The sequence below is a fragment of the Vibrio sp. JC009 genome (assembly GCF_029016485.1).
GTDB lineage: Bacteria > Pseudomonadota > Gammaproteobacteria > Enterobacterales > Vibrionaceae > Vibrio.
Genome location: NZ_CP092106.1, coordinates 1,307,490 through 1,334,187 on the forward strand (window position 1 = coordinate 1,307,490; position 26,698 = coordinate 1,334,187).

At 47.8% G+C, this 26,698-nt stretch carries 21 protein-coding genes; 6 read left to right on the plus strand and 15 right to left on the minus strand.

Annotated elements, in window-relative coordinates:
- Positions 1–14: 14 nt before the first annotated feature.
- The 11 genes from tssH to tssI all read right to left on the minus strand — a co-directional run bounded on the left by tssH (position 15) and on the right by tssI (position 13,476).
- Positions 15–2,756, minus strand: coding sequence for a type VI secretion system ATPase TssH (gene tssH, locus L3Q72_RS06005; protein WP_275131748.1), 2,742 nt, complete (start codon positions 2,754–2,756; stop codon positions 15–17).
- A gap of 28 nt (positions 2,757–2,784) precedes the next feature.
- Positions 2,785–3,837, minus strand: a complete 1,053-nt coding sequence (gene tssG / locus L3Q72_RS06010) for a type VI secretion system baseplate subunit TssG (RefSeq protein ID WP_275131749.1) — start codon at positions 3,835–3,837, stop codon at positions 2,785–2,787.
- On the minus strand, positions 3,801–5,669 hold the full coding sequence (gene tssF / locus L3Q72_RS06015; RefSeq protein WP_275131750.1) for a type VI secretion system baseplate subunit TssF: 1,869 nt from the start codon (positions 5,667–5,669) through the stop codon (positions 3,801–3,803). Before tssF ends, tssG begins: the two co-directional genes overlap by 37 nt.
- 6 nt (positions 5,670–5,675) lie before the next feature.
- A complete protein-coding gene (tssE, locus tag L3Q72_RS06020) occupies positions 5,676–6,185 on the minus strand; it encodes a type VI secretion system baseplate subunit TssE (protein WP_275131751.1) in 510 nt (169 codons plus the stop codon).
- Between the two features lie 13 nt (positions 6,186–6,198).
- Positions 6,199–7,020 carry a type VI secretion system accessory protein TagJ gene (locus L3Q72_RS06025; protein WP_275131752.1) on the minus strand — a complete coding sequence of 274 codons (822 nt, stop codon included), beginning with the start codon at positions 7,018–7,020 and terminating at the stop codon, positions 6,199–6,201.
- A gap of 32 nt (positions 7,021–7,052) precedes the next feature.
- Complete coding sequence (locus tag L3Q72_RS06030; RefSeq protein WP_275131753.1) at positions 7,053–7,541, minus strand: type VI secretion system tube protein Hcp; 489 nt, start codon at positions 7,539–7,541, stop codon at positions 7,053–7,055.
- 55 nt (positions 7,542–7,596) lie between these two features.
- The gene (tssC, locus tag L3Q72_RS06035) at positions 7,597–9,093 is read right to left on the minus strand and encodes a type VI secretion system contractile sheath large subunit (RefSeq protein WP_275131754.1); all 1,497 of its coding nucleotides are present in this window, start codon (positions 9,091–9,093) and stop codon (positions 7,597–7,599) included.
- 3 nt (positions 9,094–9,096) lie between these two features.
- Positions 9,097–9,615 carry a type VI secretion system contractile sheath small subunit gene (tssB, locus tag L3Q72_RS06040; RefSeq protein WP_275131755.1) on the minus strand — a complete coding sequence of 173 codons (519 nt, stop codon included), beginning with the start codon at positions 9,613–9,615 and terminating at the stop codon, positions 9,097–9,099.
- A gap of 45 nt (positions 9,616–9,660) precedes the next feature.
- On the minus strand, positions 9,661–10,782 hold the full coding sequence (gene tssA / locus L3Q72_RS06045) for a type VI secretion system protein TssA (RefSeq protein WP_275131756.1): 1,122 nt from the start codon (positions 10,780–10,782) through the stop codon (positions 9,661–9,663).
- A gap of 172 nt (positions 10,783–10,954) precedes the next feature.
- A complete protein-coding gene (locus L3Q72_RS06050; protein ID WP_275131757.1) occupies positions 10,955–11,533 on the minus strand; it encodes a hypothetical protein in 579 nt (192 codons plus the stop codon).
- 20 nt (positions 11,534–11,553) lie between these two features.
- Positions 11,554–13,476, minus strand: coding sequence for a type VI secretion system tip protein TssI/VgrG (gene tssI / locus L3Q72_RS06055; RefSeq protein ID WP_275131758.1), 1,923 nt, complete (start codon positions 13,474–13,476; stop codon positions 11,554–11,556).
- Between the two features lie 148 nt (positions 13,477–13,624).
- On the opposite strand from tssI, the gene L3Q72_RS06060 reads away from it, so the two are divergent.
- Positions 13,625–14,068 (plus strand): DcrB-related protein, encoded by a 444-nt coding sequence (locus L3Q72_RS06060; RefSeq protein ID WP_275131759.1) that lies wholly within the window; start codon positions 13,625–13,627, stop codon positions 14,066–14,068.
- Between the two features lie 298 nt (positions 14,069–14,366).
- On the opposite strand, the gene L3Q72_RS06065 is transcribed toward L3Q72_RS06060, so the two are convergent.
- Entirely contained in the window at positions 14,367–14,750 is a 384-nt protein-coding gene (locus tag L3Q72_RS06065; protein ID WP_275131760.1) for a PAAR domain-containing protein, read from the minus strand.
- 239 nt (positions 14,751–14,989) lie between these two features.
- Here L3Q72_RS06065 and L3Q72_RS06070 point away from each other — a divergent pair, with 239 nt between their 5' ends.
- The 3 genes from L3Q72_RS06070 (at position 14,990) to L3Q72_RS06080 (ending at position 19,928) form a co-directional block, all read left to right on the plus strand.
- A complete protein-coding gene (locus tag L3Q72_RS06070) occupies positions 14,990–16,183 on the plus strand; it encodes a LysM peptidoglycan-binding domain-containing protein (protein ID WP_275131761.1) in 1,194 nt (397 codons plus the stop codon).
- Positions 16,184–16,359: 176 nt separating this feature from the next.
- Positions 16,360–17,268: a sensor domain-containing diguanylate cyclase gene (locus L3Q72_RS06075; RefSeq protein WP_275131762.1), complete on the plus strand. Its 909-nt coding sequence runs from the start codon at positions 16,360–16,362 to the stop codon at positions 17,266–17,268.
- 200 nt (positions 17,269–17,468) lie between these two features.
- A complete protein-coding gene (locus L3Q72_RS06080) occupies positions 17,469–19,928 on the plus strand; it encodes a bacteriohemerythrin (protein WP_275131763.1) in 2,460 nt (819 codons plus the stop codon).
- On the opposite strand, the gene L3Q72_RS06085 is transcribed toward L3Q72_RS06080, so the two are convergent.
- From L3Q72_RS06085 to L3Q72_RS06095, 3 genes are read right to left on the minus strand one after another with little or no spacing between them, the layout of a single operon-like run.
- Positions 19,922–21,385 (minus strand): hypothetical protein, encoded by a 1,464-nt coding sequence (locus L3Q72_RS06085; RefSeq protein WP_275131764.1) that lies wholly within the window; start codon positions 21,383–21,385, stop codon positions 19,922–19,924. The two genes, L3Q72_RS06080 and L3Q72_RS06085, sit on opposite strands and share 7 nt — an antisense overlap.
- Complete coding sequence (locus L3Q72_RS06090; protein ID WP_275131765.1) at positions 21,385–22,404, minus strand: polysaccharide deacetylase family protein; 1,020 nt, start codon at positions 22,402–22,404, stop codon at positions 21,385–21,387. The genes L3Q72_RS06085 and L3Q72_RS06090 overlap by 1 nt, the downstream gene beginning before the upstream one ends.
- Complete coding sequence (locus tag L3Q72_RS06095; RefSeq protein WP_275131766.1) at positions 22,367–24,295, minus strand: serine/threonine-protein kinase; 1,929 nt, start codon at positions 24,293–24,295, stop codon at positions 22,367–22,369. Before L3Q72_RS06095 ends, L3Q72_RS06090 begins: the two co-directional genes overlap by 38 nt.
- 130 nt (positions 24,296–24,425) lie before the next feature.
- Here L3Q72_RS06095 and L3Q72_RS06100 point away from each other — a divergent pair, with 130 nt between their 5' ends.
- Both L3Q72_RS06100 and L3Q72_RS06105 read left to right on the plus strand, forming a co-directional pair.
- A complete protein-coding gene (locus tag L3Q72_RS06100) occupies positions 24,426–25,025 on the plus strand; it encodes a pentapeptide repeat-containing protein (protein WP_275131767.1) in 600 nt (199 codons plus the stop codon).
- A 99-nt stretch (positions 25,026–25,124) separates the two neighbouring features.
- Positions 25,125–26,675, plus strand: coding sequence for a PAS domain-containing methyl-accepting chemotaxis protein (locus L3Q72_RS06105; RefSeq protein ID WP_275131768.1), 1,551 nt, complete (start codon positions 25,125–25,127; stop codon positions 26,673–26,675).
- The last annotated feature ends 23 nt before the right edge of the window (positions 26,676–26,698 follow it).

Sequence of the window (26,698 nt, forward strand, 5' to 3'; positions counted from 1 at the left end):
TAAATTTAATTCGGTTAGTCAAACTTATAAACAAACTCTTGGTCTGTAACCCCAACATGTACCTTCTCAACTGCTTTACCTTCTACCATACATTTCAGCAGCTCTTCACTGACAGCAGGTAAAACAGTATTGGTAAGAATGGAGTCGATCATACGTCCGCCACTATCCAGCTCGGTACAGCGATTTACGATTAGCTCAACGACAGCATCATCATAGCTGAACGGAATCTTGTGATTTTCCACCACACGTTTCTCTATGCGCTTGAGTTGAAGTTTTGCTATCAGGCTAAGAACTTCATCAGTTAGTGGGTAGAATGGAATAGTAACCAGGCGGCCCAGTAGTGCTGGCGGGAACACTTTAAGTAGTGGCTCGCGCAATGCTTTAGCGATGCCTTCTGGCTCCGGCATCAGTTCCGGGTCTTTACACATGTTCATAATCAGATCCGTACCGGCGTTAGTGGTCAGCAGAATCAGTGTGTTTTTAAAATCGATTACCCGGCCTTCACCATCTTCCATCCATCCTTTATCGAATACCTGGAAGAAGAGTTCATGCACATCAGGGTGCGCTTTTTCTACTTCATCGAGCAGAACAATGCTGTAAGGTCGTCTGCGAACCGCTTCAGTGAGTACGCCGCCTTCGCCATAGCCCACATAACCCGGAGGTGAACCTTTCAAAGTAGAGACGGTATGGGATTCCTGATACTCACTCATATTGATAGTGATTACGTTCTCTTCACCGCCATAAAGGGCTTCGGCAAGCGCCAGTGCGGTTTCGGTTTTACCCACACCTGAGCTACCGGCCAGCATAAAGACGCCGATTGGTTTATTCGGATTATCCATGCCTGCGCGCGAGGTCTGGATGCGGCGGGCGATCATATCCAGTGCATGGCGCTGACCGATAATCCGCTGCTCCATAATGTCGGCCAGATTCAGTACGGTTTCCACTTCATTTTTCACCATGCGGCCGACCGGAATACCGGTCCAGTCCTGAACCACAGTGCCCACTGCGGTAGCGTCGACGCATGGCAGAATCAGCGGATTTTCGCCCTGAAGTGTCATCAGTTCATCCTGAAGGCTTTGCAGTTCTGTCAGGGCCTGTTCGCGATCGACCCCGCTCAGTTCCTGAGTCTGCTCCGCAACGGATTCAATTTCAGCAGCGGGTTCAGTTTCTTCAGGCTCAGCCTCTGGCTGCTCTGCTTTGTCGCTATGAGTACCCAGTCTGGTTCTCAGCGCCAGTATTTGATCAACCAGAGCTTTCTCTTTCTCCCATTGTGCTTCTAGCTCTGCCAGCCTTGATTGTTCGCTGGCTAAGCTTTCGGTGGCATTGCTTTCTCTCTCTTTAATATCTACGCCAACATCTTTCTCTTTGTGGATAATTTTCAGCTCTGTTTCCAGTGCCATTATCCGTTTTCTGGAATCATCAATGGACGCAGGAACCGCGCCATGGCTGATAGCAACACGGGCACTGGCAGTATCCAGCAGGCTGACGGATTTGTCCGGCAACTGACGGGCCGGGATATAGCGATGGGAAAGTTTAACCGCTGCTTCTAACGCTTCATCCAGCACCTGTACTTTATGGTGTTTTTCCATGGTGGAGGCAACGCCGCGCATCATAAGAATGGCTTTATCTTCAGTTGGCTCTGGTACCTGAATCACCTGGAACCGGCGGGTGAGGGCAGGATCTTTTTCAATATACTTTTTATATTCCGCCCAGGTGGTCGCTGCGATGGTGCGCAGTGTACCGCGTGCAAGAGCCGGTTTTAGCAGGTTTGCTGCATCACCGGTACCTGCAGCGCCACCGGCACCAATCAGGGTATGGGCTTCATCGATAAACAGGATAATTGGCTTTTCAGAAGACTGAACCTCTTCAATCACCTGACGAAGGCGGTTTTCAAACTCGCCTTTCATGCTGGCACCGGCCTGAAGCAGGCCAACATCCAGAGAACGCAGGGTCACGCCCTGAAGTGGCGGAGGTACGTCGCCTTTCACAATGCGCTGGGCAAAGCCTTCCACAACGGCGGTTTTACCCACGCCCGCTTCACCGGTCAGTATCGGGTTATTCTGACGGCGGCGCATCAGGATATCTGTGATTTGGCGGATCTCTTCATCGCGGCCAACAATCGGGTCCATCTTACCGCTTCGTGCTTCTTCAGTAAGGTCTACGGTAAACTGTTGCAGAGCTTCCTGTTTGCCCATCTGAGCCGGAGAGGTTGCACCACTGGCTTCACCCGGTACGGCACCACCGCCAACCTGGAAGCCATCGTTGGCGGCCATATGATCTTCCGGTGAGCCGCCAACAATATCGTCAAATTTATCTGTCAGCTCTTCCAGTTTGATTTTATCGAACTCAGTGGAAATGGCTCGTAGCGCGTTGGTGAGCCGTTTGGTTTTTAGAATGCCCACCATCAGATAACCGGTACGGATCTGAGATTCACCAAACATCAGAGTGGAATAGAGCCAGCTTCTTTCGACGGTTTCTTCGATATAGGAAGAGAGATCGGTTATAGAGGTCGAGCCCCTTGGCAGACGGTCCAGATGGTCGGTAATATCTTTTGCCAGCCGGGAATTATTGATCTCAAAGTGATTAATAATCCGCAGCAGATCGGAATCGGCAAGCTGGATAATCTGATGTATCCAGTGCACCAGTTCCACATAAGGGTTTCCGCGCATCTTACAAAAGACAGTGGCACTTTCGATAGATTTGTATCCAATCTGATTTAGTTTGCCAAACAGAGCAACACGATTAATTTCAGCCATCCTTGTCTCCTTTTTCGATAATTCTGTGTTAATGCGATGCCGCGAACGGGTTGATTACTATGTCGCTGGTATCAAAATTTTCCGAGTTGTCACTTTTACTCCAGGAGGTCCAGCCCAGCCTTCCTTCTGTGCCTGAAGTGCTGTTGTCTCCTAGTTTCATGGCAACAATCTCTTCTTTTCTGAGAACAAACCGGAGATCCCAGCTCATTTCATCGCCAATGTAATTCTTTACTACTGAGATCAGGCGTTTTAATCCCTGACCACCTGGCAGCAGGTCGGTATACTGATTTTGGTTTAGCGGTCCCACAGAGATGCGGAACTTGTTTTGCCTGTCCCATACCTTTGCACCGATTGTGGATGTAGTGCCCAGAGCACCGGTTTCCGGTGTCTCTCCCAGCCTTAACTGACCTTCAGGCGGAATATCCATCCAGTGACCGATAAACTGTTCCACTAAAACCGGAAGCCTTAAGTACTCTTCTAAAATGGCTTCTAATCCGTCAGCGCTATGGGTTTGACCGGACAGCCAGCCAGAGAAGTAACGTTTGGCACAATCTGGCATGGCATCACGGGAAGCAAATGTGGCTGAGCCACTGCCGAAGGTGGCACCGATATAGTTTGCAAACCTGTCTTCATCCGGACGGTCTATGCTGATGGCAGGCTGAGTATTGGCCCACGCCCGGTAGAACAGCGAAAACATTCTGTGATGAAACAGATCGGCGAAGCGGGTGAGAGTTAAGTCCTCAGAGTTTTTCTGCCTGTCTCTGACAAACTCGGTCAGATGCAGTGGCATAGGGCCATTAGGACCAAACAGGCCAAAGTGCAGTGAAGTCAGGCGTGGTTTTGTTCCTTCTTCGCCGGGTGAAAACTCCGCGATACTTGATGGTGCAAAGATGCTGGAGGGCTCTTGCCCAAACCTGACCGGATCTTCCGCAGGGCGCAGGGATTCTCCTATGCGCGGATAGTCATGATGCGCACACTCAAGCGCCCTTAAAGCCCGGTAAAAATCGAACTGATAAGGCGATTGCTGCAACTCTTGATACAGCTCTAAAGTACGTGCCGCTTCCCGGTCCGTAATGGCCATCGCATGATCTCTCCCCGCTCTGTGGTGCAGATAACGGTTTGGGTAAATGAATTGATTGAGGCGTATCTGGCAAAAAACTGCTCCAGAATGGCTCCCAGCAGAAATACGCCGCTTCCCACAAAGGCATCCTCGTCGAAGGTCAGCTGAATCTCTTGTCCGCGTCCTAGTGCAATCGGGCCGGGAACCGGAATTCGTTTAATTACCGGGTTGCATTGAATATTTCGCACGCCCTCTATCTGTTTTTTCACTGACAGCTCTGAGACATTGCCGTATAGGGCAAGAAGTTCACGAAGGCTGCTTGCGCCTTGCTGCTCGTCGGAATCGGTCAGAGAGAGGTAATTCAGTGAAAGATGGTTAATCAGCCGCCAACTGCTTTCCCCTTTTGGCCAGGCGGGTTTGGGTTTACTTGGTCCGGCAATACAGCGAACCGATTCCACCACTGGTACGTCGCTTAGGGTAAAGTCGGTCTCTCCTTTGCCAACCGGCATATGCAGGGGCAGATCCCGGTTGGTGCACAGGGTATAAGTGCCGATTTGGCGAAGATCAGAGCGGTAGGGGGCATCTCTGCCATCCACCAGGCTGATATAAACTTCGCTGCCGATATAGCCTGAACGAGGCCCTTCCCGTTGCTGCTTTGATGAGAGCTGGCGCGGCTCTCTTATCTGACTGTAAAAGGCTAAATTCGGGTGCTGGCCTGCCTGATTCCGGGCTCCGTAAAGTGGCAAAAACTCCTGGCCCTTGCCTTTTTCGCTGCCGTATCCGGTCACTTCACCGATGGAATAAACTTCAAAATCCATCGGTCTGGTCCGGTCAGGTACCAGATGCAAATCATGCTCTTTATGATTGAGCTGGACCCGGTCGCAGTGCTTAGGGAAAAGGTTAATCGCCGGTGTGCAGAACAGCCTGAAGTTATCGGCTGTAGTCCGTTTTTCAAGATAGTTATCCTGCTGACTCAGAAGAAAATAGATATCCAGCTCATCGTGTTCACAGCGTTTTACCGCTTTTTCCAGTCCGGTCAACTCAATAAACATAAAACGCTCAGGGAAGGAGAAATATTCATGCAGCAATCGATAGCCTTCAAAAGAGCGGGGTGTTCGCGGAAGCAGTGCCTCTTCTTCAATAAAACCTTTTGTCTGAACTGCTTTAGATTCCAGAGTTTCACACCATGTGGCAGTGTGTGCCGTTGGCCGTACTACGACGGAAATACAGTTTCCCAGTAGTTGCTCATATAAGTGCATGGGAACCGAATCCACACCGGATAGATACAGAGGAAGTTTATCCAGCGTTAGCTTATCGAAAGTTAATCCGGCGGTGGTTTTAAGACGAAGGTGAATGGCAGCCTTAGTACCCGGCATCTCTTTTATTTTAGTACCGACCAGCGTGGTGAGATAATTCACTTCAGTGACTTTTAGAGGCCATAAAGTCAGTTCATGGGCGGTACGGTATTCACAGGCTGTCTGTTCATTTTTCCCCATTAGCCCTTTTAACTGGCTGTTTCTGGGAACAGGCATTCCTTCAGCCAGCCCGGCTTCACTAAGATCGGGTTGCATTTGCACCACAGTCATTGAGGGCGTCGGGCACAGATAGTGCGGATAGACAGTTTGCAGCAGGTGCTGAGTAAAGTCCGGAAACTGAGCATCCAGTTTGAGTTGAACACGCGCGGCCAGAAAGGCAAAGCCTTCCAGAAGTCTTTCAACGTAAGGGTCGGCGCACTCAAAATTGTCCAGCCCTAGGCGTCCGGCAATCTTAGGAAATTCTTCGGCAAACTCTGCACCCATTTCTTTAATATATTGCAGCTCCTGATTGTAGTAGGTAAGCAGTTGAGGATTCATATAGCACTACCTCCTGCCACTGTAGTCAGATACTTTAACCTGACCGATTTCCAGGTCGATTTCGGTTTTCATATACATTCGAAGGGGTAGAGGTTGAGCCCATAATTCTCCTTCGATATCAAAGCTCAGGGTATTATGGCTCATCTCTCTTTTATCAAGCTTTAACTTAACTTTTAGAGTTCGCCTGTTTAACCTTGGCTCATAGGTAAGAATGGAATCACGAAGCAGGCGCTGCATAGCATGGACATCAACCGTCGATGCAGTGTGTCCTGCCAAGTCTGGCATACCAAAGTTAAGTACCGAATCTGCCACATGAGGGTAAGCGGATAAGTCCTGAACAGAAGCCAGATTAACAGTATTCAATAACCAGCTTAGATCGCGCATTACACCCTCACGCAGTTTTTGCGAAGAAAGCACTCGTTGGTCCCGGGACTCATATTTTTTATCCGGTGCATCGTCAACGAGTCTGTCCAACAGGGAAGGTTGCAGACGGTCCTTTGTGGTTAATTCTGCCAAGTTAAAACTCCTTTTAACTCTCGTTTATGTCCTGTTCAGATTCATCTTCGGTATTCAGTGTTATCTCTCTGATATCCATCAGAGAATGATCTTTCTCATCCGTTGTAAGCATGCGTTGCCCCATACCGATAAAAAGCTCATCACCCATATCAAGCCATTCTGTCTTTCTCGCCATCTGTATTTGTGGATCATCGCTTAATTCAGAGCCAGGATAGCGGGTCGGGATCAGGCCTACTATTTCACCGCCATTACTCCAGCGGAAATGAGCTGGCATCCAGACAATATCTCTTAAATCTGAGGGTTCATCGATTTGAACTGAGCGTATATGCTCTAGCGGAATCCAGTAGTATTGACCGTTTATAATGGCTTCAAGCACTGGTCCGATGCGGGGATCCGCATCAGCCAGCCACTCAAAGGGCTGGCCATTAATGTATCCGCCTGTGACCGGTGCATTGTCAAAGGCTTGGTTTCTTACTGATTGTGACTGCTTATACTGAGCGTTACCCGTGAGGCGCAGTGCTTCAAGTTGCAGTGCCATCCACTTTGGTGGTTTACCAAAGATAAGTGGCGAGTGCTCACCTTTAAACACTTGCTGACGAAAGACTTCACATTGAATCGCTGTCTGGTAGGTTTTCACCATAGCCAATGTCCCGGCATCAAGCTCTCCAACGACTTCAAGCTGGTTGGTAGCACGATCCCATTGTCCCAATACAGCTAATAGTTGGAACAGGAAAGTACGATACTCTGCCTTTGACGGATCTTTTCTCACCTGACCCTGAAGCTTTGAAAGGGCTTCATGCAGGCGACCTTCATTCAGTGTTTGTTGCGCGCTCATAGGTATATGCTCCGTAACGAATTAGTCTGCAGTTACTCTTTCTCAGCGTTGGAAGCAATATCCCAAACGTAAGTAATTGCACCACCATCTTTGTTGCCGTCGGCGTCCTGAGCCTGATAATCAACTTTCACTTTTTTGAAGTGAAGAGTGACGTTTTCTGTCAATTTATCTTCGCCACCACTACCACCGGTTGAAACCGCCTTAATCAGTACCTTTTTCATTGAGATAGTCAGGTATTCAAGTGGTTTTTTACCTGCTTTTCGAACAATGAGTTTTGCTTCCTCAAAGTGATCGCCATTTGAACAGTACTTCAGCAGTACAGGACTGGATTTATCAATCCATTTAGTGACAGTAATATCCTGAACGGTAACTTTACCGGCTCCACCACCGCCACCGGAATGAAAACTACCAGACTGGGACATGCCCCAGTTCCAGGACAGAACATCGATCGTATCCCCATGGACATCGTCCTGAGCTTCACCTTTTATTTCGTCTAAAATAAGGAACATATCTAATGCCATAACAAGTCTCCTGATTATTTAATTCCTTTAATGTCAGTAAGTTTGGTGTTAATGGTTATGCGCCTCCTTTAGCTGAAGGTAGTTTAGAAACAAGCCTGAGTGACACAGTCAATCCTTCTAACTGGTAATGAGGGCGAAGGAAGAACTTGGAGCTGTAGTAACCAGGATTACCTTCAATCTCTTCAACAACAACTTCAGCTGCTGCAAGTGGGTGTTCCGCTTTCGTGGTTTCTGAGGAATGCTCAGGATCACCGTCTACGTACTGAAGAATCCAGTCTTGCAACCAGCGCTGCATTTCCTTGCGTTCTTTGAAGGAGCCTACTTTGTCGCGCACAATACATTTCAGGTAGTGAGCGAAACGGCAGGTGGCAAACAGATACGGAAGTCTTGCCGCCAGATTTGCGTTAGCGGTAGCGTCCGGATCATCATAAACCGCTGGTCTTTGCAGTGTCTGCGCACCAATAAAAGCGGCAAAATCCGTGTTTTTCTTATGAATCAGTGGCATAAAGCCACTCTTCGCAAGTTCCGCTTCGCGACGGTCACTGATGGCAATTTCGGTAGGGCATTTCATATCCACACCACCATCGTCGGTAGGGAAGGTGTGTGCAGGTAAACCTTCTACCGCACCACCGGATTCGATACCGCGAATACGTGAGCACCAACCATACTCTTTAAATGAACGGTTGATGTTTACGGCCATTGCGTAAGCGGCATTTGACCAGGTGTATCTGTTGTGATCGCCGTTGGCGGTGTCTTCTTCAAAATCGAACTCTTCAACGGGTTCGGTTTTAGAACCATATGGAAGACGGGACAGATAACGAGGCATGGCCAGACAGATATATTTGGAATCGTCTGAATCACGCAATGAGTTCCAGGCAGCGTATTCCGGTGTCTGGAATATCTTGGTCAGATCGCGAGGGTTACTCAGTTCCTGCCAGGAGTCCATCTGCATCACGCTAGGATTTGCACCAGCAATAAATGGAGCATGTATTGATGCGCTGATTTTTGCCATTTCGCCCAGAAGCTCTACATCCTGTGGGCTTTGGTCAAAGTGATAGTCACCCACTAAGCAACCGTAGGGCTCACCACCGAATTGCCCATACTCTTCCTCGTATAGCTTTTTGAAGAAAGGGCTTTGGTCCCAGGCAGTGCCTTTGTATTTCTTCAGGGTTTTATGAAGGTCTTTTTTCGACACATTCATTACTCTGATTTTCAGCATTTCGTCGGTTTCAGTGTTGTTTATCAGATAATGCAATCCACGCCACGCGCCTTCCAGCTTCTGGAACTCTTCATTGTGAATGATTTGGTTGACCTGCTCAGTAAGACGCTTATCAATTTCAGCGATCATCTCGCGGATGGTGATGGTCACATCTGCTGAAACGGTAACGGATGAAGCAAGTGCTTGTTCAGCTAGAGTCTGAACCGCATTCTCCACTTCTTCCCGAGCTTGATCGGATTTAGGCCTGATTTCCTGATTTAACAGGCTGGCAAATTCGCTGGATTCCAGTGTTTGTTCACCAGCTTGTTGTTCAACTTTGCGTTCAGTGTCCATAGATTACTCCTCCTCTGAACTTGTTTCTTCTGCTGGTTTAGGAGCAGAGGCAAGGGACTGAAGGAGTGCCGGGTCGTTTAACGCTTTTGCTATTAGTTCTTCAGCACCGGTCTTACCGTCCATATAGGTCATAAGATTGGATAACTGAGTGCGAGCTTTTAGCAATTCATTTAAAGCACCGACTTTTTGTGCTACCGCAGCGGGCGAAAAGTCGTCCATGCTGTCAAAGGTTAAGTCTATGCTCAGGTTGCCTTCTCCAGACAGGGTGTTTGGAACCTGAAAAGCAACACGTGGTTTCATTGATTTTAAGCGTTCATCAAAGTTGTCCACGTCAATTTCCAGCATTTTCCGGTCGGCAACAGGAGGTAATGCCTCTTCCGGCTTACCGGAAAGGTCGGCCATTACTCCCATTACAAATGGAAGCTGCACCTTTTTCTCTGCGCCGTATACTTCAACGTCGTACTCAATTTGTACCCGTGGAGCGCGGTTTTTCGCGATAAATTTTTGACTACTCTGGGCCACAGTTCACCTCCTGTTGGCATTGAATCCTAAAGATTGGTAAATGACTTACCAATCGTCATCAGTACTGCTAGAAGCGTTGGCTTCGTCCGGCTGTGAAACACTTTGTTCTTCTTGCTCAGGGCCACGTATTACCTCAACCTGAGGCAGACCGTCGGGAGCAATATTTTTCATGATTTCCATAAAATTCATATTGACCATTTTTTTTGCACGGCCAATCAAAAGTGGGATAGGGCTGGTTGGTTCGTATTGGTTGTAATAGCGTTCGATTTTTTCCAGCGCATTGATGACATCTTCGCGGCTACTTATATCGCCACTGAGATTCTGAACCTGTTGGGATACCGGTGCAGTTGCTGAGCCGGAAGCGGCGGCAGTTGTGTCATTAGCAGGGACATTGTCATCTGCACTTTCGGTTTGTGGTGCCACGCCTCTGAGCTGCAAATAGTTCCCCAGGGTTTTTTGTATCTCTTTTAGTTCACCAGACAGTGCGGAGAAACTGGCTGCGTTGCCAACGCCGACCTGGTCGGTAACAAAGCCTTCTATTTCGCTGATACTTTCTATGCTTTCGGTTATGGCATCATGTGTGGCCTGCAGCTCGTCTGTATCGGCATCCTGAAAGGCACCATTTATGGTGCTTTCTGCAACAAGGTCATAGCCTGATGGCGGAGAGGAAACACCCGTGGCATAGTTGATATCACGAAGGCTGAAACTGCCCAGCATCCGGGATTTAACCAGAGGAGCCTTACGCAGCGGGAGAAGTACCGCCTGCTCATCGCACAGAGTAACAAGGGCGTTGATGCGCATGGTGGGATCGCCATCGTCTTCATCGAGCAGGGGATAAATGTCAGGCCAGAATGAAGTAATGGACTCTTTTAGTGCCGCTAACACATCATTAAATTTGGTCAGATCATCTGAATTGAGTACGGCACGGATAAGGAAAATAAATACCCGGATATCTTTGGTTCTGGAAAGAAGCGCTATGGATTTTTTCTTGATTAACTGCCAGTCGGCTTCTTCTGCTTCAACAACAGTATCGCCAATTTGCTGCTCAGCTTTGCCCTGAGAAAGGTTCTCTATTTCGATAAATTCATTATCGTACTCCAGATCTTCACCACAAGGCTGATCTGCGGAAATAGCGTTGCACAAAGACTCACGATCAATTGCTGCCATATTGGCTCCCTTACCTCAGGTTAAGTGAGGTCACGAATATCCATATCCCCGATACGGCTGGGCTAATTTGTTGTTTGTGAACAGCTTGTAAAATTCATTAATTAAGTAGTAGTAAGACTCCTGTGAAACGTAAAGTGGATTTTGATGATAGTTTAACAACTCCTGTCCTATATCAAGGCTGAGACAAGCGCCCATCACCGCCGTTAGCAATATCAACAGACTGCTGCAAAAAGTGGTGAAATCTTTGCAAAACTGTCTCAGGATCTGACTGATAAGCAAGAATGGTAATGGCTGCCCAGACCGCCTTTGCCGTGAGATCTTCTGCCGGTGGCACAGGCGGATTTTCCGGGCCGGTGAGACTGCCTCCGCTCCAGGCAGCTCCCGCCGCTATCAGCCCGGCCGGTGTGCCGTATCCCGCCGCTTCGGCTTCTTTCATTGCCAGCGAACGGTTGCTTTCATCCGGGGTATAAACCCATTTTTCTGCCGATTCGACGCTTTTATCCAGTGAATTGTCTGCGCTGTTTTGCCGGTAAATGACACAAGCCAGCCAGACGCTTTCCCGCTTAGGCAGCGCATAAACCATATAATGAAGCGCCTCGCTATAAAGCTGCTCTCCGGTTAAGGCAGTGATGAACTCAGCAGGGGAGAGGCCATCGTTCAGATGCAGGAGAACCTCTTCCTCCGGCTCATAAAGCGATATGATTTCCGATGCTTTCTGCGCAACTACTTTATCCAGTTTGATCTCTTCCATGCGGTTTTTGTCGCTCCGGGTTAATTAATTTTGATGACGCCACCGTCCAGTTTCAGCAATGCAGAGCCTTTGATTTCCGTGGATACCGCCTCAGCTTTTAGTGTGGCGGAGGCTTTTATCTCTATTTGCGGTGACTCGATGGATACTTTTGCAGGCTCTATCTTCACTTTGCTTGCCCCCACTTTTAGCTCAATGGAGGTGGGGGATTCGTAGGTCACTTTGCCCATGACTTTTATCTTCTGCTTACCGGCAATATCGATGCTCTGGTCACCTTGTCTGAGGGCAAGCGTATCATCGCCGGTTTCCAGCATGGTGGTGCGGTTGCGGTATATATCAATCTCCTGGTCACCGGGCTCGGATTTTTCAAAACCTACGGTCAGTACATCGTTGTTTTCAACAATACGGGTAAAGTCTCGTTCCGCGTGCAAATAGACCTCTTCGGCATCTTTTTTGTCTTCAAACCTCAGTTCATTGAAATTATCGCCGCTGCCGCTTTTGCTGCTGCGGGTTTTTATTCCGGTTTGGGTTTTGTTTCCGGGCAGCGTGTAAGGCGGCTTCATTTCAGAGTTATAGACAGCTCCGGTGACAAGCGGCCTGTCGGGGTCGCCTCCGATAAATTCCACAATCACTTCCTGGCCGACGCGCGGAAGACAGATGCTGCCCCAGTTGCCGCCTGCCACAGACTGACTGACCCGGACCCAGCATGAAGATTGTCCGCCGTTGTCCTTTTTAACCCAGAAAAAGCGGACTTTTATCCGGCCGTGCTCATCGGTATCAATCTCTTCGCCGGAGCTGTCTGAGGTGACAACTAATGCCGTCTGCGGGCCATAGACAAAGGGCTTTGGTGTAACTCTTTCCGGCCGGTATCTTACGTCTGCCGGAATGGTGCTAAAGCTGCAGTGAAAATCGGCTTCAGCGCTCTTGCCCGTTTCGGTTGATGTGTATTCATTGGTGCTGAGTTCATAGCGGGCAGAAGTGATAAGAAACTCATCGTTCTGATCGTCTCTTGGAAAATCTTCCAGATAAAATACGCTGCCGGTGCTGATTTCAATGCTGTTACCTTCGGCACTGGCACTGATGGTTTTGGCCTTCAGCTCTTCAAAACGGATATCGGCGTTTAGCTGCAGATCATCGTGCAGATAGTTGCTGTCCGGCAGCTCGTAGATCTCTTTGTCGGCAAGGGAGTGCAACTGAGGGTCGGATTTTCGGCCGGTGATCTTCATTGGCGGCGAATGAAAGTGAGCGTCCTGCGAAGAGTAGGTTCCGGGCTGAACCTTGGCTTTGGGTATCCAGGTATAGATACACTCTTTTTCTCTTTGGGAAATGTTGGCTTTTGGCAGATAGTTCAGTGAAACATTTCCTGTGTTTGACTGAATATCATCACAAAAAACCATCACATGACGGTCTTTGTCTTCTTCATGGCGGAAGAAGTAATAAATACCGACAGATTCCATAAGGCGGCTGACGAAATTCAGATCGGTCTCATTGTACTGGACGCAGTATTCCACTGTCGGATAGTCGCCTGAGAGTTCATTTTCAAAATCAGAAAAGCCGCTGTTGCGGAAGACTTCCATTATAATATCCGGGACAGACTTTTGCTGGAAAATCCGGCAGTTGGAGGATCGTGAAAGGAACCAGAGCCAGGGTTTAAGGATAATCTGGTAGCCGGGGAAGCGGCTGATGGTGCCCGCATAAGTGATATCGGAAACATGGCCGTGGAAAAAGCGTGTTTTACCGTCCGGGTTCTGGTAGGTCACGGAAATTTTTTCACCCAGAAGGGAGTTAAAATCCAGCGAGTCATCTTCGCTTAATAACTCCAGCCGGTAGGTAAACAGCTGACTTATGCCTTCTTCAGCAATCATCTTCCAAAACACCAGAGTATCATCACCAAGCGGTGTGGTTACGGTAACGGCTCTGTTTATCTGAGTTAATGACTCTGCCATATGACGATGCCTCCCTGAGCGGCTGTGTGTCGCTTTTACGTTAAGTCTAGTTGTTTCAAGTGGTTTCGCATTTTCATTAGTTAGAAAAGCGTATTTATCAGATTCTGCAACTAAGCTTTTTATATCAGCGTCAGTCAGGAAGCAGGATATGAGTCAGTTTCAGGGTTCAGGATTTGTTATCGATTTACCGGAAAAGTGCTGGGATGCCTCCAGCTATACCTTTGTTCTGCCGGAAGAGGGCGGGTTTTCTCCCAATCTGACCATTCGCTTTGAGCTTGTACCTGAGGGGTATGAACTGGAGAAATCTGTGCTGGATGAGCTGAAGGCTCTGAGTTTAAGTCTGGATGATTTTGTAATGGTCAGTCAGAACTCAGGCAAGCGCGGGGGAAATGACGGGATTATCTGTGTTTACGAGTGGGGACAGGAGCCAGCCCGGCTCCGGCAGAGGGTGATTACTCTGCTGGTTGGCGGGGATGTACTGCGTAAGTATATTTTGACCACCACGGTTTTAGCAGCAAGTTGTGACAAGTCGGAGGCGGTTTTTGACCGGATGCTGGGAAGTCTGGAGTTTAACGGGGTGCAGGTGGTTTAGTTTTTTATAGGTTATAGGCTGACTCTTATACACAAGTTTAAGGAGCCAAAGAATGCTCCTCCCCTTAGTCTCGAAAGGCCGGATTTTCGGAGAAGTAACATCGAAGGGGAGGCTGGGAGGGGTTGTTTCTCATGAGCTTAAGTTCTGGTGGTTTAACCATGCATAGCATAACCAACCCCCTCTAACTCCCCCTTCTATTAGCTTTATCAACCACTTAAGCTTTTCACACAAGGGGGAGAACCGTTCTCTGGTCACATTAATATTTGAGTGTAAGAGTCAGGATTGCAGGTTGATTTTGCTACCCAATCAATACTGTAGGACACCCAGGAGGCAGGATTTTCCCTGTAGGGCTTGGAATGGGGGCTACGCAGCTTGGGTGTAGGGTTTGGTCGCCTACTCGCGCTGCGGGCATTCCGCCGATAAAAACTGTGGCTGAGCCCATTCCCAGCATGCCGGGGCCTCCCGGTACACAACCGGCTATGGTGCAGGGGGTTGTGGTGTCCAGCGATCTTGCTGCGGGCTGGTTTCCGATCAGAACGTTAGGCTGACCTTTTATGATGGTCAGAGGCATTGGCGGATGCGGGATTGGCACGGGAACCGGTGCTGGCGGATGAATTGGCGCATGGCAGTGAGGTGCATCCTGAAGCACCTGATCTCCGATTCTGGCTGCGGGTTTACCCATATCTTTACCTCCCTTCTTTCCTTTATAAGCTTATGCAATTGAAGCCGGGAAAATGGAATTAGCGTCAAAGAAAATTGCCAGCTCTTCCCGTTTTTTGCGAATTATCAATAATGAAACAGACAGCCTCTAATTCGGTGGCATCCTGAATGGCAAGAGCAGGGGAGTTGGACTATATATTTGATTAAACGTCCGAAACTTTTCTGAGTCCTGAACTCTTTGATAATACAGGAGCCGCGCGCATGCATACCTTAATAAAAACCATGATGCTGAGTTTTGGGGTTTGCGTAACCCTTGCTGGCTGTATCTCTACTGAGAAAGAGGAGGCGGCTGTTGTTGAAGAGACCAATCTACCGGTAGAAGAAGAGGTGATGGTTGAACCCGAGCCGATGGCTCAGCCGGGCCTTAGCCCTTCAGAAAGACTGCGCCTGGTACTGAGTTATCTGGAGCAGGGACAACCGGATATGGCGCGGATAGAGCTTAAGGAATATATCGCGACTAACAAGAAATCACCAAGGGCAAACCGCCTGCTTGAACAGATAGACAAACCGGCATCTTCCTATTTTCCTGCTGCCAACTTTAAGGTGACGCTGGATAAAGGTGAAACTCTGTCTACTCTGGCAAGAGACTATCTGGGCGATGTGTTCTCCTTCTATGCACTGGCAAAATACAATGGAATCGACGTTCCTGCGCGAATTGATGCCGGACAGGTTGTGAAGGTGCCGAGTACTCAGCATGCACTTAAATATAAAGCAGAGTTGATTGCCGCTAAGCAAAACGGCACTCAGGTTGCTCCGGAACCCGCTGTTTCCGAAGAGGCGTTATTGGATATGGCCGTTAATGGTGCAGAAGAAGAGCCGGTAACCGAAATGGCAGACATGGCGAAAGAGGTGGCAGAGGAAGCGGCAGAGTCCGTTGCCGAAGCTGAGCCTGAGGTGGTTATGACACCGGAAGAGAAAATGCAGGCGGCGCTTGATCAGGGCGACTACCTGACAGCAGTGAGCAGCCTGGAAGCCATAAAGCAGTCAGGCGGACTCTCATCTACTCAGGAAAAACGCAGTATTTCTATTTATAAGCAAGCGGCGATGCAACTGGAGTCCAGCGACCCTAAACAGGCCTCTGCTTATTACTATGAGTCGGCAAAAACCTTAATCAAATATGGTCAGCGTGAAAGTGCGATTCCTTCATTACTAAAAGCAACTCAGCTTGATGCGAATAATAACAAGGCCATTGGTGCACTAAAACCGATTCAGCGTGAGTATGCAGACCGCTACCACAGTGAAGCTTCAATTGCGTATAGAAAACAGGAGCTGGATAAAGCCATCACATTGTGGAACCGGGTTCTCGAAATTGACCCTGAACACAGTGCGGCGAAAGCCTATTTAGCGCAGGCGAAGGAGCTAAAAACCAAGCTGTCGGCGCTGGAAGACAAGTAATATCATAAGCTTATGTTAACAAGGAACCTGCTTTACGCAGGTTTCTTTACATTTGTAATACATAATCTATCCTATAATTTAGAATTATTATTCTAAATTTAACATTACATTTATGCATGAGGTTGTATAATGAGTTATGGCTGGGTAAAAAATTATAAAATATAAAAGGCATAAGAATGGAAAAACAGGAGTTAAGATTACTCAGGGATGTGATTCGCGGTATTCCTGAACTGGTGCTTGTTGTTACTGAAAATGGGGAATATCTTGAAATTGCAGGGGTGTCGGGACATAACCCTGAGAATATTGTGGGTCATTCGGTGAGAGAACTGTTTCCCGAAACGGTGTCTTCTCAGTTTATTGATGCGCTGCAAGAGGCATTTTCGGATCCTGAAGCGGCAATAAAAACCATTGAATACCGGCTGGAGCCGTCCCCTGATTTAAAGATCGAACTTCCGGGGAACAGGCCGCGTACTTTTGAGTTGAAGATTAATCCCTTAACCACTATTCACAAAGGTGCGCGAATTGCAGTTTGTATCTGCCGGGATTTAACTGAAACGCGTGATAATGAAAAACAGCTGCTGGATTTGTCTCAGCGTGATTACCTGACGGGAATATACAACCGCATTAAAGTCATTGAGCAGCTTACCCAATCCTATAATGAATTCTTCCGCTACGAAACGTCAGCTTGTTTCCTTCTCATTGATATAGATAACTTTAAAACCGTGAATGACAGGTATGGCCACCTTGCAGGTGATGCCGCCATTTGTCATTTTACTCAGTTGTGCCAGCATGAGCACAGGGCTGTAGATACCTTCGGACGCCTTGGTGGTGATGAGTTTGGCTTGGTTTTGCCGAATATCAGCGTTGAAGAAGCATCCAGTTTTGCTGCCAGAATTAAGAATCTGGTTCAGGACAATGTTTGTATTTATAAGGATATACCCATCCCGTTTTCAATTAGTGTCGGGATAAGTGATATTCAGAAAAACGATACCGGGATAGAAGCCGTTATTAACCGTGCCGATCAGGCGATGTATCATTCCAAGTATCAGGGACGCAATCAAATCACAGTGCATGACCGCCTCTAATCTATCTGCTTTACCGTTGCTGCAATTTCATTATCTGTGATTGTGGCAACGCTCTCCGCATCTTTGCAAACCCGGCCTGAGTCAACTAAGTTTATTTGTATACTAACAAATTTATAATTAACGGTTCTAAGGGCTGGGTAAAGAATTGATTCTCGATCCTTTCTGATTATTTACAGAAAGCCAATTAAGGGGATAAAGAGATGAGTGGCGTTCTTTCACCTTTAATTCTGCTGATGAACCAGTTTTCATTCAGGGTTAAGTTTTTTGCGATAGGCACTGTTTTTATCGTGCCGCTGATCATTACCAATCTGATCCTCTGGTCGAAACTCGATGCTGAAATTACCTTTTTTGAAAAAGAGAGAGTGGGCGTGGAGTACCTTCCGGTCTTGCGCCAGCTTTCAGCAAACATGGCTGGTCACCGGGGGACTACTCAGGGACTTATGAACGGCGATGAAAGCTTCCGCCCTAAGGTTCTGGCCCGTAAACAGGTGGTGGATAAATATTTTACCGAGCTGTTTTCTGCCGATGAAGGTTTAGGGAAAAAGCTGGATAGCGAGTCCGGTTCTAAAAAGCTGCATGAAAAATGGTCAGCCATAAAAAACGATACCAGTCTTTCTGCCAAAGAGAATTTTGCTGAGCATACCCGGCTGATTACCGATGTACTGAATCATATGCAGCATATCGCCAATGAATCTAATCTGATTCTTGATCCGGAGCTGGACAGTTACTATCTGATGGATTCCATTGTCTCGGTTCTCCCATCCCTTGCAGAAAGTATGGGGCAGGTAAGGGGGATGGGAGCCGGTGCCATCGCTAAAAACGATTTGTCTGCGATACCGGCACTCAGATTATCTGTTCTGAGTGACCGCCTGGTGAGTCTGCTTCAAAGGTTGGATGTGGGTATGCAGACCGCGGTGAAGGAAAACCCGACACTCAACACCAGCCTTAAAAGTCCGTCAGTAAAGGCGGTTGAGGCAACGCACAAGTTTATTCAACTGACACAGGAAAACCTTTTGACGGACAAGCTGCCTGCCGTCAGCGCCGGAGACTATTTTGACGCCGGAACCAAAGCAATCGCTGAATGCTTAAGCCTTTATGACAAAGTTATCCCGGAACTGGACCGTTTGCTTGTTGAGCGGATAGACGAAGATAAGAGCTATCTGATGATTATTCTGTGGGTCTTTATCATTATTCTTGTTCTCTTGTTTACCGTATTTGCCGCTATGTATAAGGCGCTTGGCAGTTCAATTGACCATTTAAGTGATGTGGCCGGAAAACTGGCTGAAGGTGATTTAACGGTGAGAAGCACCCTGAATGTTAAGGATGAGCTGGGTAAAACCAGTATCGCGCTGAACCGCATTGCCAATGACTTTGGCCGGGTGGTTTTCAACATAAAATCCAGCAGCGATAGTTTGGATGATCTTTGTGAAGATATGTACAAGGCCAACGCGAGAACCTGCGAAGGTGTTCTGCGCCAGGAAACGGATATTGATATGGCAGCGACGTCCATTAACCAGATGACAGCAAGCGTTCAGGAGGTCAGTGGCAGTACGGTTCAGGCTGCGGATGCGGCGGAGCAGGCTCAGCGTGCCGCTGAGAATGGAATGGCTGTTGTGAATGAAGTGGTGCAGTCCATTGAGCAGCTTGCACGGGAGGTAGAAAGTGCAGGTGAGGTGGTTGAAACCCTGGAAAATGACAGTAGCAGCATTACGACTATTTTAGATGTGATCCGTGAAATTGCTGACCAGACCAACCTTTTGGCACTGAATGCTGCGATAGAAGCGGCCAGGGCCGGAGATCACGGCAGAGGCTTTGCCGTGGTGGCTGATGAAGTAAGGACTCTGGCTTCCAGAACTCAGGAGTCAACGGTTGAAATTCAGGAGATGATTTTAAAATTGCAAAAAGGTTCTCAGGAAGCTTCTGAGGTGATGCGTAAGGGAGTGTCCTATGCCTCTCAAAGTGCTGAGCAGGCCGGGGGCGCAAGTCAGGCACTGCAGGATATTGTTCAGGCCGTGGATGTGATCAATAGCATGAGTGCTCAGATAGCGTCGGCAACGGAAGAGCAGGGCAGTGTGTCTGAGGAGATCAATCGCAATATTATCAGCATTAAGCAGGTGTCTGCTGATACCTCCCGTGACGCCAATCAGTCTAAGGAATCAAGCAGCCGGGTTAAGGCGTTATCTTCAGAAGTAAAAGCACTTTCTAACCGGTTTATTGTAAGCGAGACTCAGGTTGAGTCGGAGTGGTTAGATCCCGCTAAGCTGTTTGAGTGGGATAGCTCTTATTCCGTGGGAATTGCTGAAATTGACCGTCAGCATCAGAGTCTGATGACGCTGGCAAATGAATACCATAAGGCTCAGGCGACTGAAAGTGCCAGAGGGGCGATCGAACGGGTTATGCAGGGAGTAGTGGATTACACGAAAAGCCACTTTGACTACGAAGAAAGCTTAATGGAGGAGAACGGGTACCCTGATTTTATTCCTCATAAAGAGAAACATAAGAAAATCGTCGCTCAGGTTCAGGGCTTTAAAGACAGATTCGACAGAGGCGAGGATCTGGGCGAGGAGTTTTCTGATTTCCTTAAAGGCTGGCTGATAAACCATATCAGGGGAACTGACCAGAAGTACTCAAAACATCTGAATGAGAAAGGGGTTCACTGATTGAGTTTTATATTGCCCAGATTTTTCCGGATCAGATAGGCCTTTTGCAGTTGATGCTTCACTTCCGGGTAGTTCTCTTTATAGATTAAAGCCGTTTCCCAAAGGGAGATGGCTTTTTCTATATCAGAATGAAACACTTTTTGCCCCTGTGCGTAGAGCTGTTGGGAAAGCTGCTCTCTGATCTCTGCCATAAAGGTATCGGCTTTCTGTTTGTTTTCGTTATTGGCATAATCCAGAGCCAGACTGGCTTCGCCAAGTGCTGAGTCCAGTTTATTCTGACTCTTCAGGGTTTGTGCCTTTTGCAGGTGAGCTTCAAATAGCCAGCCTTTTAGCTGCTCGGGCATTGTCTGTCCCTCTGGCAGGTAGTTGGCTGCCTTGATAAGTTCAGACCATTGCTGCTTTTGGTAATAGGCTTCAAAAGGTGCTAAAAAGTTTTCCTCTGACACTTGCGGCTCAGGCTCTGAAACCGGTGCAGGGTCCTGAGCTATCGGTGCTTTAGTTTCCGGGGCAATAATAGCCTGTTCCGGACCTATGGTTTGTTCTGCCGGTTTTCCGGCAAGCATAGCAATGGTGTCGCCGCTTGTTTCTGGTTTGGCCGGAATGGGTTTGGCTACCACTTTTGGCGCTTCTACAGCAGGCTTAACCTTGTATCCATCTGTTATTTTTGCCATGTCTGGCTGCGGTGTTGCTTTTGGTTTTGTAACAACTTTCGCTACCGGAATGGTTTTGTTTTTTGTTTCAGCTACGGGCTTTTTCGCTACTTTTACCGTTGCGGGTTTAGCCTGTGGCTTTTCTTTCGTCGCTGTAACAGAGGTAGTTTGGCTTGGCTGTGCGACCGGTTTTTTAGCCACAACAGAACCACGCCGGAATCCTTCATAGGTTAGCGGCGGACTGGTTGAATAAGTGGAAACCAGCTCTTCACCCTGCTTGTGTTTTCTTGGAATATAGCTGGCCTGACGCAGCAGACGAAAAGCCTGCTGATTTTCCGGATCGATTGCCAGTGCCGCTAACAGTGTTTTTTGCGCCCTTCTGTACTGACCCTTTTTCAGCTCTTTATGTCCTTTGCTGATAAGAGGCGAAGTTTTTGTCTCAATCAGCACATTGATAAGTTTGATCTCGCTTTTTATTTCCGCGTTGCTCTGATCAAAAGCACTGAGAATTTCCAGATGTGTTCTGGCCTGATGATAGCGGCCAGAGTCGATAAGCTGTTTGGCTTCTGCTCTGTGGAAGTTGGTAAATTCTGTTTCCTGCGATGTATCCACACGAGTGCTGTTACAACCCTGTGCAACCAACCCAAGCAAAATAATTGAAATCAGCTTAGTTTTTATCCAAAAGCTGCCTTTCCGGTATGCATTCCCATGCTCCAGCGTGGGAATGCATACCGGACTGGAAGGTTTTCCCTCCAAGTGTATGGGATACATATGCTGCTCCTGAATGGACACTAGCTTAGTTCTCATCACTGCAGTTTCTCCCTGCGGAAGACTTTTAGCTTCTCAACAAACGACGCCATATTGTCATCAGCGTAAATCATGGTTCTTTTTAACAGGTAAGGATTAGCAAAAGATGGATTGCCACCTTGCTGAACGGTAACTGCCATCTTTACTCCCTGTTGGTAAAGAATATTGATTGTTTCGTCATTGCTGTCCCCATAAGGGAAAGAAAAGATATCCGGTTTGTTACCGGTTTTTCTTTTGATCAGTGCCGCTGGGTACTTAACTTCCTCCAGTGTTTGTTTAGTCAGATCTATCTCAGGGTCTAACGGAACCGCAACCGAAGCATGACTCTTTGAGTGCGACTGCATATCGATAACGCCGCTTTGCTGCATCTCTGCAACCTGCTTCCAGGTGACCGCATGCGGAGCTTCAATAAAATCGGTGTACAGAAACAGAGTTGCAGCGGCATTAAACGCTTTAAGCAGTGGGTAGGCATACTTGTAGACAGAACGGTAGCCATCGTCCATGGTAATGACCACGGATTTTTCGGGAATCTCTTTGTTTCCCATCAGATACTGGTTTAGCTCCTTGAGGGGGATGATGTAGTAATTATTATCTGCCAGGTACTGAAGCTGGGCCCGGAAGAAGGCCACCGGCATATCCAGCCGGTCACTTCCGGTTTCTCTGCCGGTGAACCTGTGATAGCAGAGAATCGGTATGGTTCTGTAGCCGTCAGGATAGACTCCGGACGGATTGATCACCCGCTTAGGGATAGCAATAAGGCTGCCTGCCGTATTGTTATCTGCCGGGTTTACCCGGCTTATCTTCTCTGCCAGAGCGGAAGAGCCATAGTAACGCTGAGCAAGCATCTGATAGTTTTCATTTTCTGCCTTGCGAACAAAAATAAAATCCTTGTTTTCAGACACGACTCCGCTGACCGGAGCGGAAGGGCCGGAAGCGCAACCCGTCATCACCAGAGTGAGCAGAGCCGAAAAACTGAAGAAGTTAACTTTTCGGTTGTATGGTCGTTCCATCGGTTTCATCCGATATCTCCTCACCGGTAACCGGTGATGGTTCTGCTTGTCCGGTTTCAGTCGTCAGTTCACCAATAACAGTGCCTTCTTCTGCCAGCTCTGCTTTAACTTCAATCTCCTTTTCCAGTTCAGTGTCATCAGGCTCAGTCTGTTCAGTATTTATTGCCGGTATCTCAGGCTCTTCAGACGTTATGGCTTCATCCGGTTCAACGGATTCAGCCACTTCTTCGGAGCTATCTTCTGCTGTCGTGTCAGTTGAAGTTTCTTGCAGCTCCTGGATGACTGGTTCTGCAATATGCTGTCTCGGAACCATATCATTTTGCACTTTATCTGCTATTTCATTAAACAGCTGGAATACATCACCGATTTCATCGGAACGGGTCTGGGATATACGTCTGTCCAGACTGCCTGCTTTAAAGTCCACCATAGCGCGGTGAAGAATGCGCAGCTGGATGGCGATAAAGCTGCCGAAAATAAAGATCACCACCACCACAGACATCAGGGTGACACCGCCAACGGACAGCAGCAGTCCGGTGGAAACCTTTTTAATCTGCTCCAGACTGTTTTGTTGCAGGCCTAACTGAATACGGCCCACATTGGTACCGTGGAAATAAATAGGGGTCTGGAAGTTAAATACCTGCTGCTCGCCCTGGGTGAGCAGGCTGGTGACCAGAACTTCTTCGTTGTTAAACAGGGTGCCGGTTATCTGGAACTCTTTCATCGGCTGGCCGATAAGCTCTGGCTGCATTGCTGCCCGTACAATACCGCTGTGATCCTGAATGATCAGGTATTCAAAAGTCTGTCGTTCACTGGCATCTTTCACCAGAGATTCCAGAGAAACCCAGTCTTCGCCCAGAACCGGGATAGCACTTTCAGAGGCGATAAACTGTGCCAGAGAGACGCCCGAATCAACGGCGTATTCGGTCAGTTTCTGACTCTGGATTTTAAGTACGATAAATATACAGGATGCCAGAACCAGGGTGATAATCGAGCTCATAATCAGCGTCCATTTGATATGCATGGGCATATATTTATTTCTGCTCTTTTGCTCTTCCTGTTCATACAGCGCATCCAGTTCCCACTGCAGCACTTCAGCCACTTCTGCGCCTGATTTTGGCCGTTTGGCTGGTTTTTTCTCCAGCAGGCGTTTTAGCAGGTGTTGCAGACCGGCCGGTATTTCATCGGGCAGTTTCCCCAGCAGTTCAGGCTGCTGCTGAGTGATCTGGGTGATAAGAGTGATCATGGACTTGGATTTAAATGCCTTTTCACCTGTGAGCATTTCATACAAAAGCACGCCCACAGAGAACAGGTCAGAGCGGCCATCCAGCTTTTCACCAAGAGCCTGTTCCGGAGACATATAGCGCGGGGTACCTAAAAGTGTGCCTGCCTGGGTTTTTTCGCTGGCGGTGCTGTCGTCCCGGTGAGCGATACCGAAATCGGTCAGTTTTACCGTGTCACCGTCGGGCATAAAGATAATATTGTCCGGTTTAACATCCCGGTGCACTATGCCTTTGCTGTGCGCATAATCCAGGGCATGAACCAGCTGCATCATCATGCGCAGTGTCTGTTTTATATCGAAGGTCTGTTTCTCTTCCAGCATATCGCCAAGGGTTTTGCCTTCGATAAGCTCCATTACGATATAGGGTGTATCCTCATAGGTGCCCACATCGTAGATGGTAACAATATTGGGGTGGGAGAGAAAACCGGCAGCTTTGGCTTCACTTAAAAAACGGTTGTAATACTCTTTATCCAGGCAGTTGTTTTTTTTCAAAACCTTGATTGCCACGGTGCGGTTAATCTCACCGTCGTAGGCTTTATAGACATGGGCCATGGAGCCTGCGCCCAATAGCTCGTCGATGCGGTATCTGCCGATATATTTATCTTTTAAGTCGAAGTCCATGGCATTTCCTTATGCTTAATCGTTTGTAAGAAATAAGGCTCCCCTTAAGTGTAGTTCCTGTATAAACTTCTTCTTTCTATGAACATGATATTCTTGCAATTAAGACGAAAAAAATCAGGTGGCAAAGCAGATGGCAAATATTGACGATAATCAGGAGTTCTTCGAAGAGAGCTTCGGGAAAGTGGAAGCGAGCTATGAGCATTACAAAGATAAGGAGTTCGAAGAGTGCGAGTTTTCAGATTGTGACTTTTCCGAAAGCAAATTTCAGAACTGCAAATTTACCAATTGTGAGTTTATCCGTTGCAACCTTAGCCTGATAGACCTTGCTAATTCCAGGCTGTTTGGCGTGAAATTTACAGACTGCAAACTGGTCGGTGTGGACTGGACCAAAGCCACCTGGTCTTCCTATCATCTGGATTTCGAACTCAATTTTGAGCGCTGTATTTTAAATGACGCTTCTTTCTTTGGCCTTACTTTAAACGAACTGAATATCGATGAGTGCAAGCTGCACGATGTTGACTTCCGCGAAGGCAATTTTGATGACTCAGTGATGAAGTACTGCGATTTTACCCATAGCCTGTTTATGAGAACCAGTTTGCAGAATGTGGATTTCACTGACTCGACAGATTATGCCATTAACGTATTGGAGAACCGGGTAAAAGGGGCTAAGTTTTCGCGTTATGAAGCACTCAATCTGTTGCAGTGTCTGGATATTGAACTGGTTGATTAGCCAATGATCCGGTAGCGGTTATATATCATTACTAACAAAAATAACAGTAAGAAAGATTTTCTCCTATAATTTCCTTAGTCGCACCGAGGATATTACGTTATGAGAAAGTCCAGTAAAACGACGGTTAATGAAGAAGTCTCCTTTCCTTCTGATGCTGAATTAGTCTCGACTACCGATACCCGTGGCGTTATCACCTACGCCAACAAAGAGTTTTGCGAAGTTGCCGGTTATACCTCTGAGGAGCTGGTGGGTAAGAACCACAATGTTGTCCGGCATCCGCATATGCCTAAGGCGGCCTTTAAAGATCTGTGGGACCATTTAAAGCAGGGACAGGCCTGGCGCGGAGCGGTCAAAAACCGTTGTAAAGACGGGCGCTATTACTGGGTGGATGCTTTTGTGACGCCCATATACGAAGCCGGTACTCTGGTTGGCTACCAGTCGGTGCGGACAAAGTTGGGTGAGACCGAAAAGCGGCGGGCGATTAATTTATATAAGAAAGCCATAGCCGCTGAGAGCCTGAAAGTGAGCAAAGTGGATATCTTTAATATTCATCTGAGCTTCTCGCGCAAGCTAGCCTTATGGATTGTTCTGAACCTTGCCTTAATCATTGCTTCCATTACTTACTCTCCTTACTTATCTGTTCTGTTTCCTCTTGCTTCCGTTATGCTGTTTTATAACACCGGCACCCGGGAAAGCTACGACAATAAACTGGCCGATGAGTATGACAGTATCTCAAGGCAGGTTTTCTGCGAAACCAAAAATAATATCAGTGAATACCATCTGAAGATGTTTGAGGGAAGGCTGAGGACCATTCTTGGCAGAGTGCTGGATAGCAGCCGTTTTCTTTTAGGGGAAGCGGAAGTACTGTCGCGCACCTCTGAAGAGGCAAGGGAAAACGTTGAGAAAGAGTCGGTGGAGCTGGAGAAAGTGGCTACGGCAGTGGAAGAAATGGTGGCGACGATTTCAGAAATTGCGCTGCACTGTTCAGATATTATGAATCAGACCAATCTGGCCAGAAATACGTCGAAGCAGGTGACCGGGGATTTAAGCAGCACACAGAAGAAAATCGAGCACCTGGCAGCCGAAGTGGAAGCTTCTGCCAAAATTACCGATGAGTTAGCCAAAGAGTCAGTGCGGATAAATAGTGTGATGGAAGAGATTCAGGGTATCGCTGAGCAAACAAACCTGCTTGCGCTTAATGCCTCCATTGAAGCTGCAAGAGCTGGTGAGCACGGGCGCGGATTTGCCGTAGTTGCAGATGAAGTGCGTGCGCTGAGCCAGAGAACTCACGGCGCTACTGAGCAAATCCAGAAATCGGTCACCGGAATTCAAAGTACGCTGAAAACCCTGTCAGCCTCCATGGACGAAGGACAGAAAAGTGCAGATGAATGTGTGGAAATTACCAATGTCACCAAAGACAGCTTAAGCGGACTCTGCTCCATAGTGACGGAGATTTCTGATAACACCACTCAGATAGCCTCGGCAGCAGAGCAGCAAAGCGTTGCGGCTAAGGAGATAGGGGGGAATATTTCCAACCTGAGCCAGTCGTCAACACAGAGCCTGTGCCAGGCAGAGCTGGTGGCTAAGAATGCGGATGAAATTGGTAAGCAGTCTGAGAAGTTGTTGTTTATGACTAAGAGTTTTGGGTAAGACCCAATAGGACAGGCTCTTAT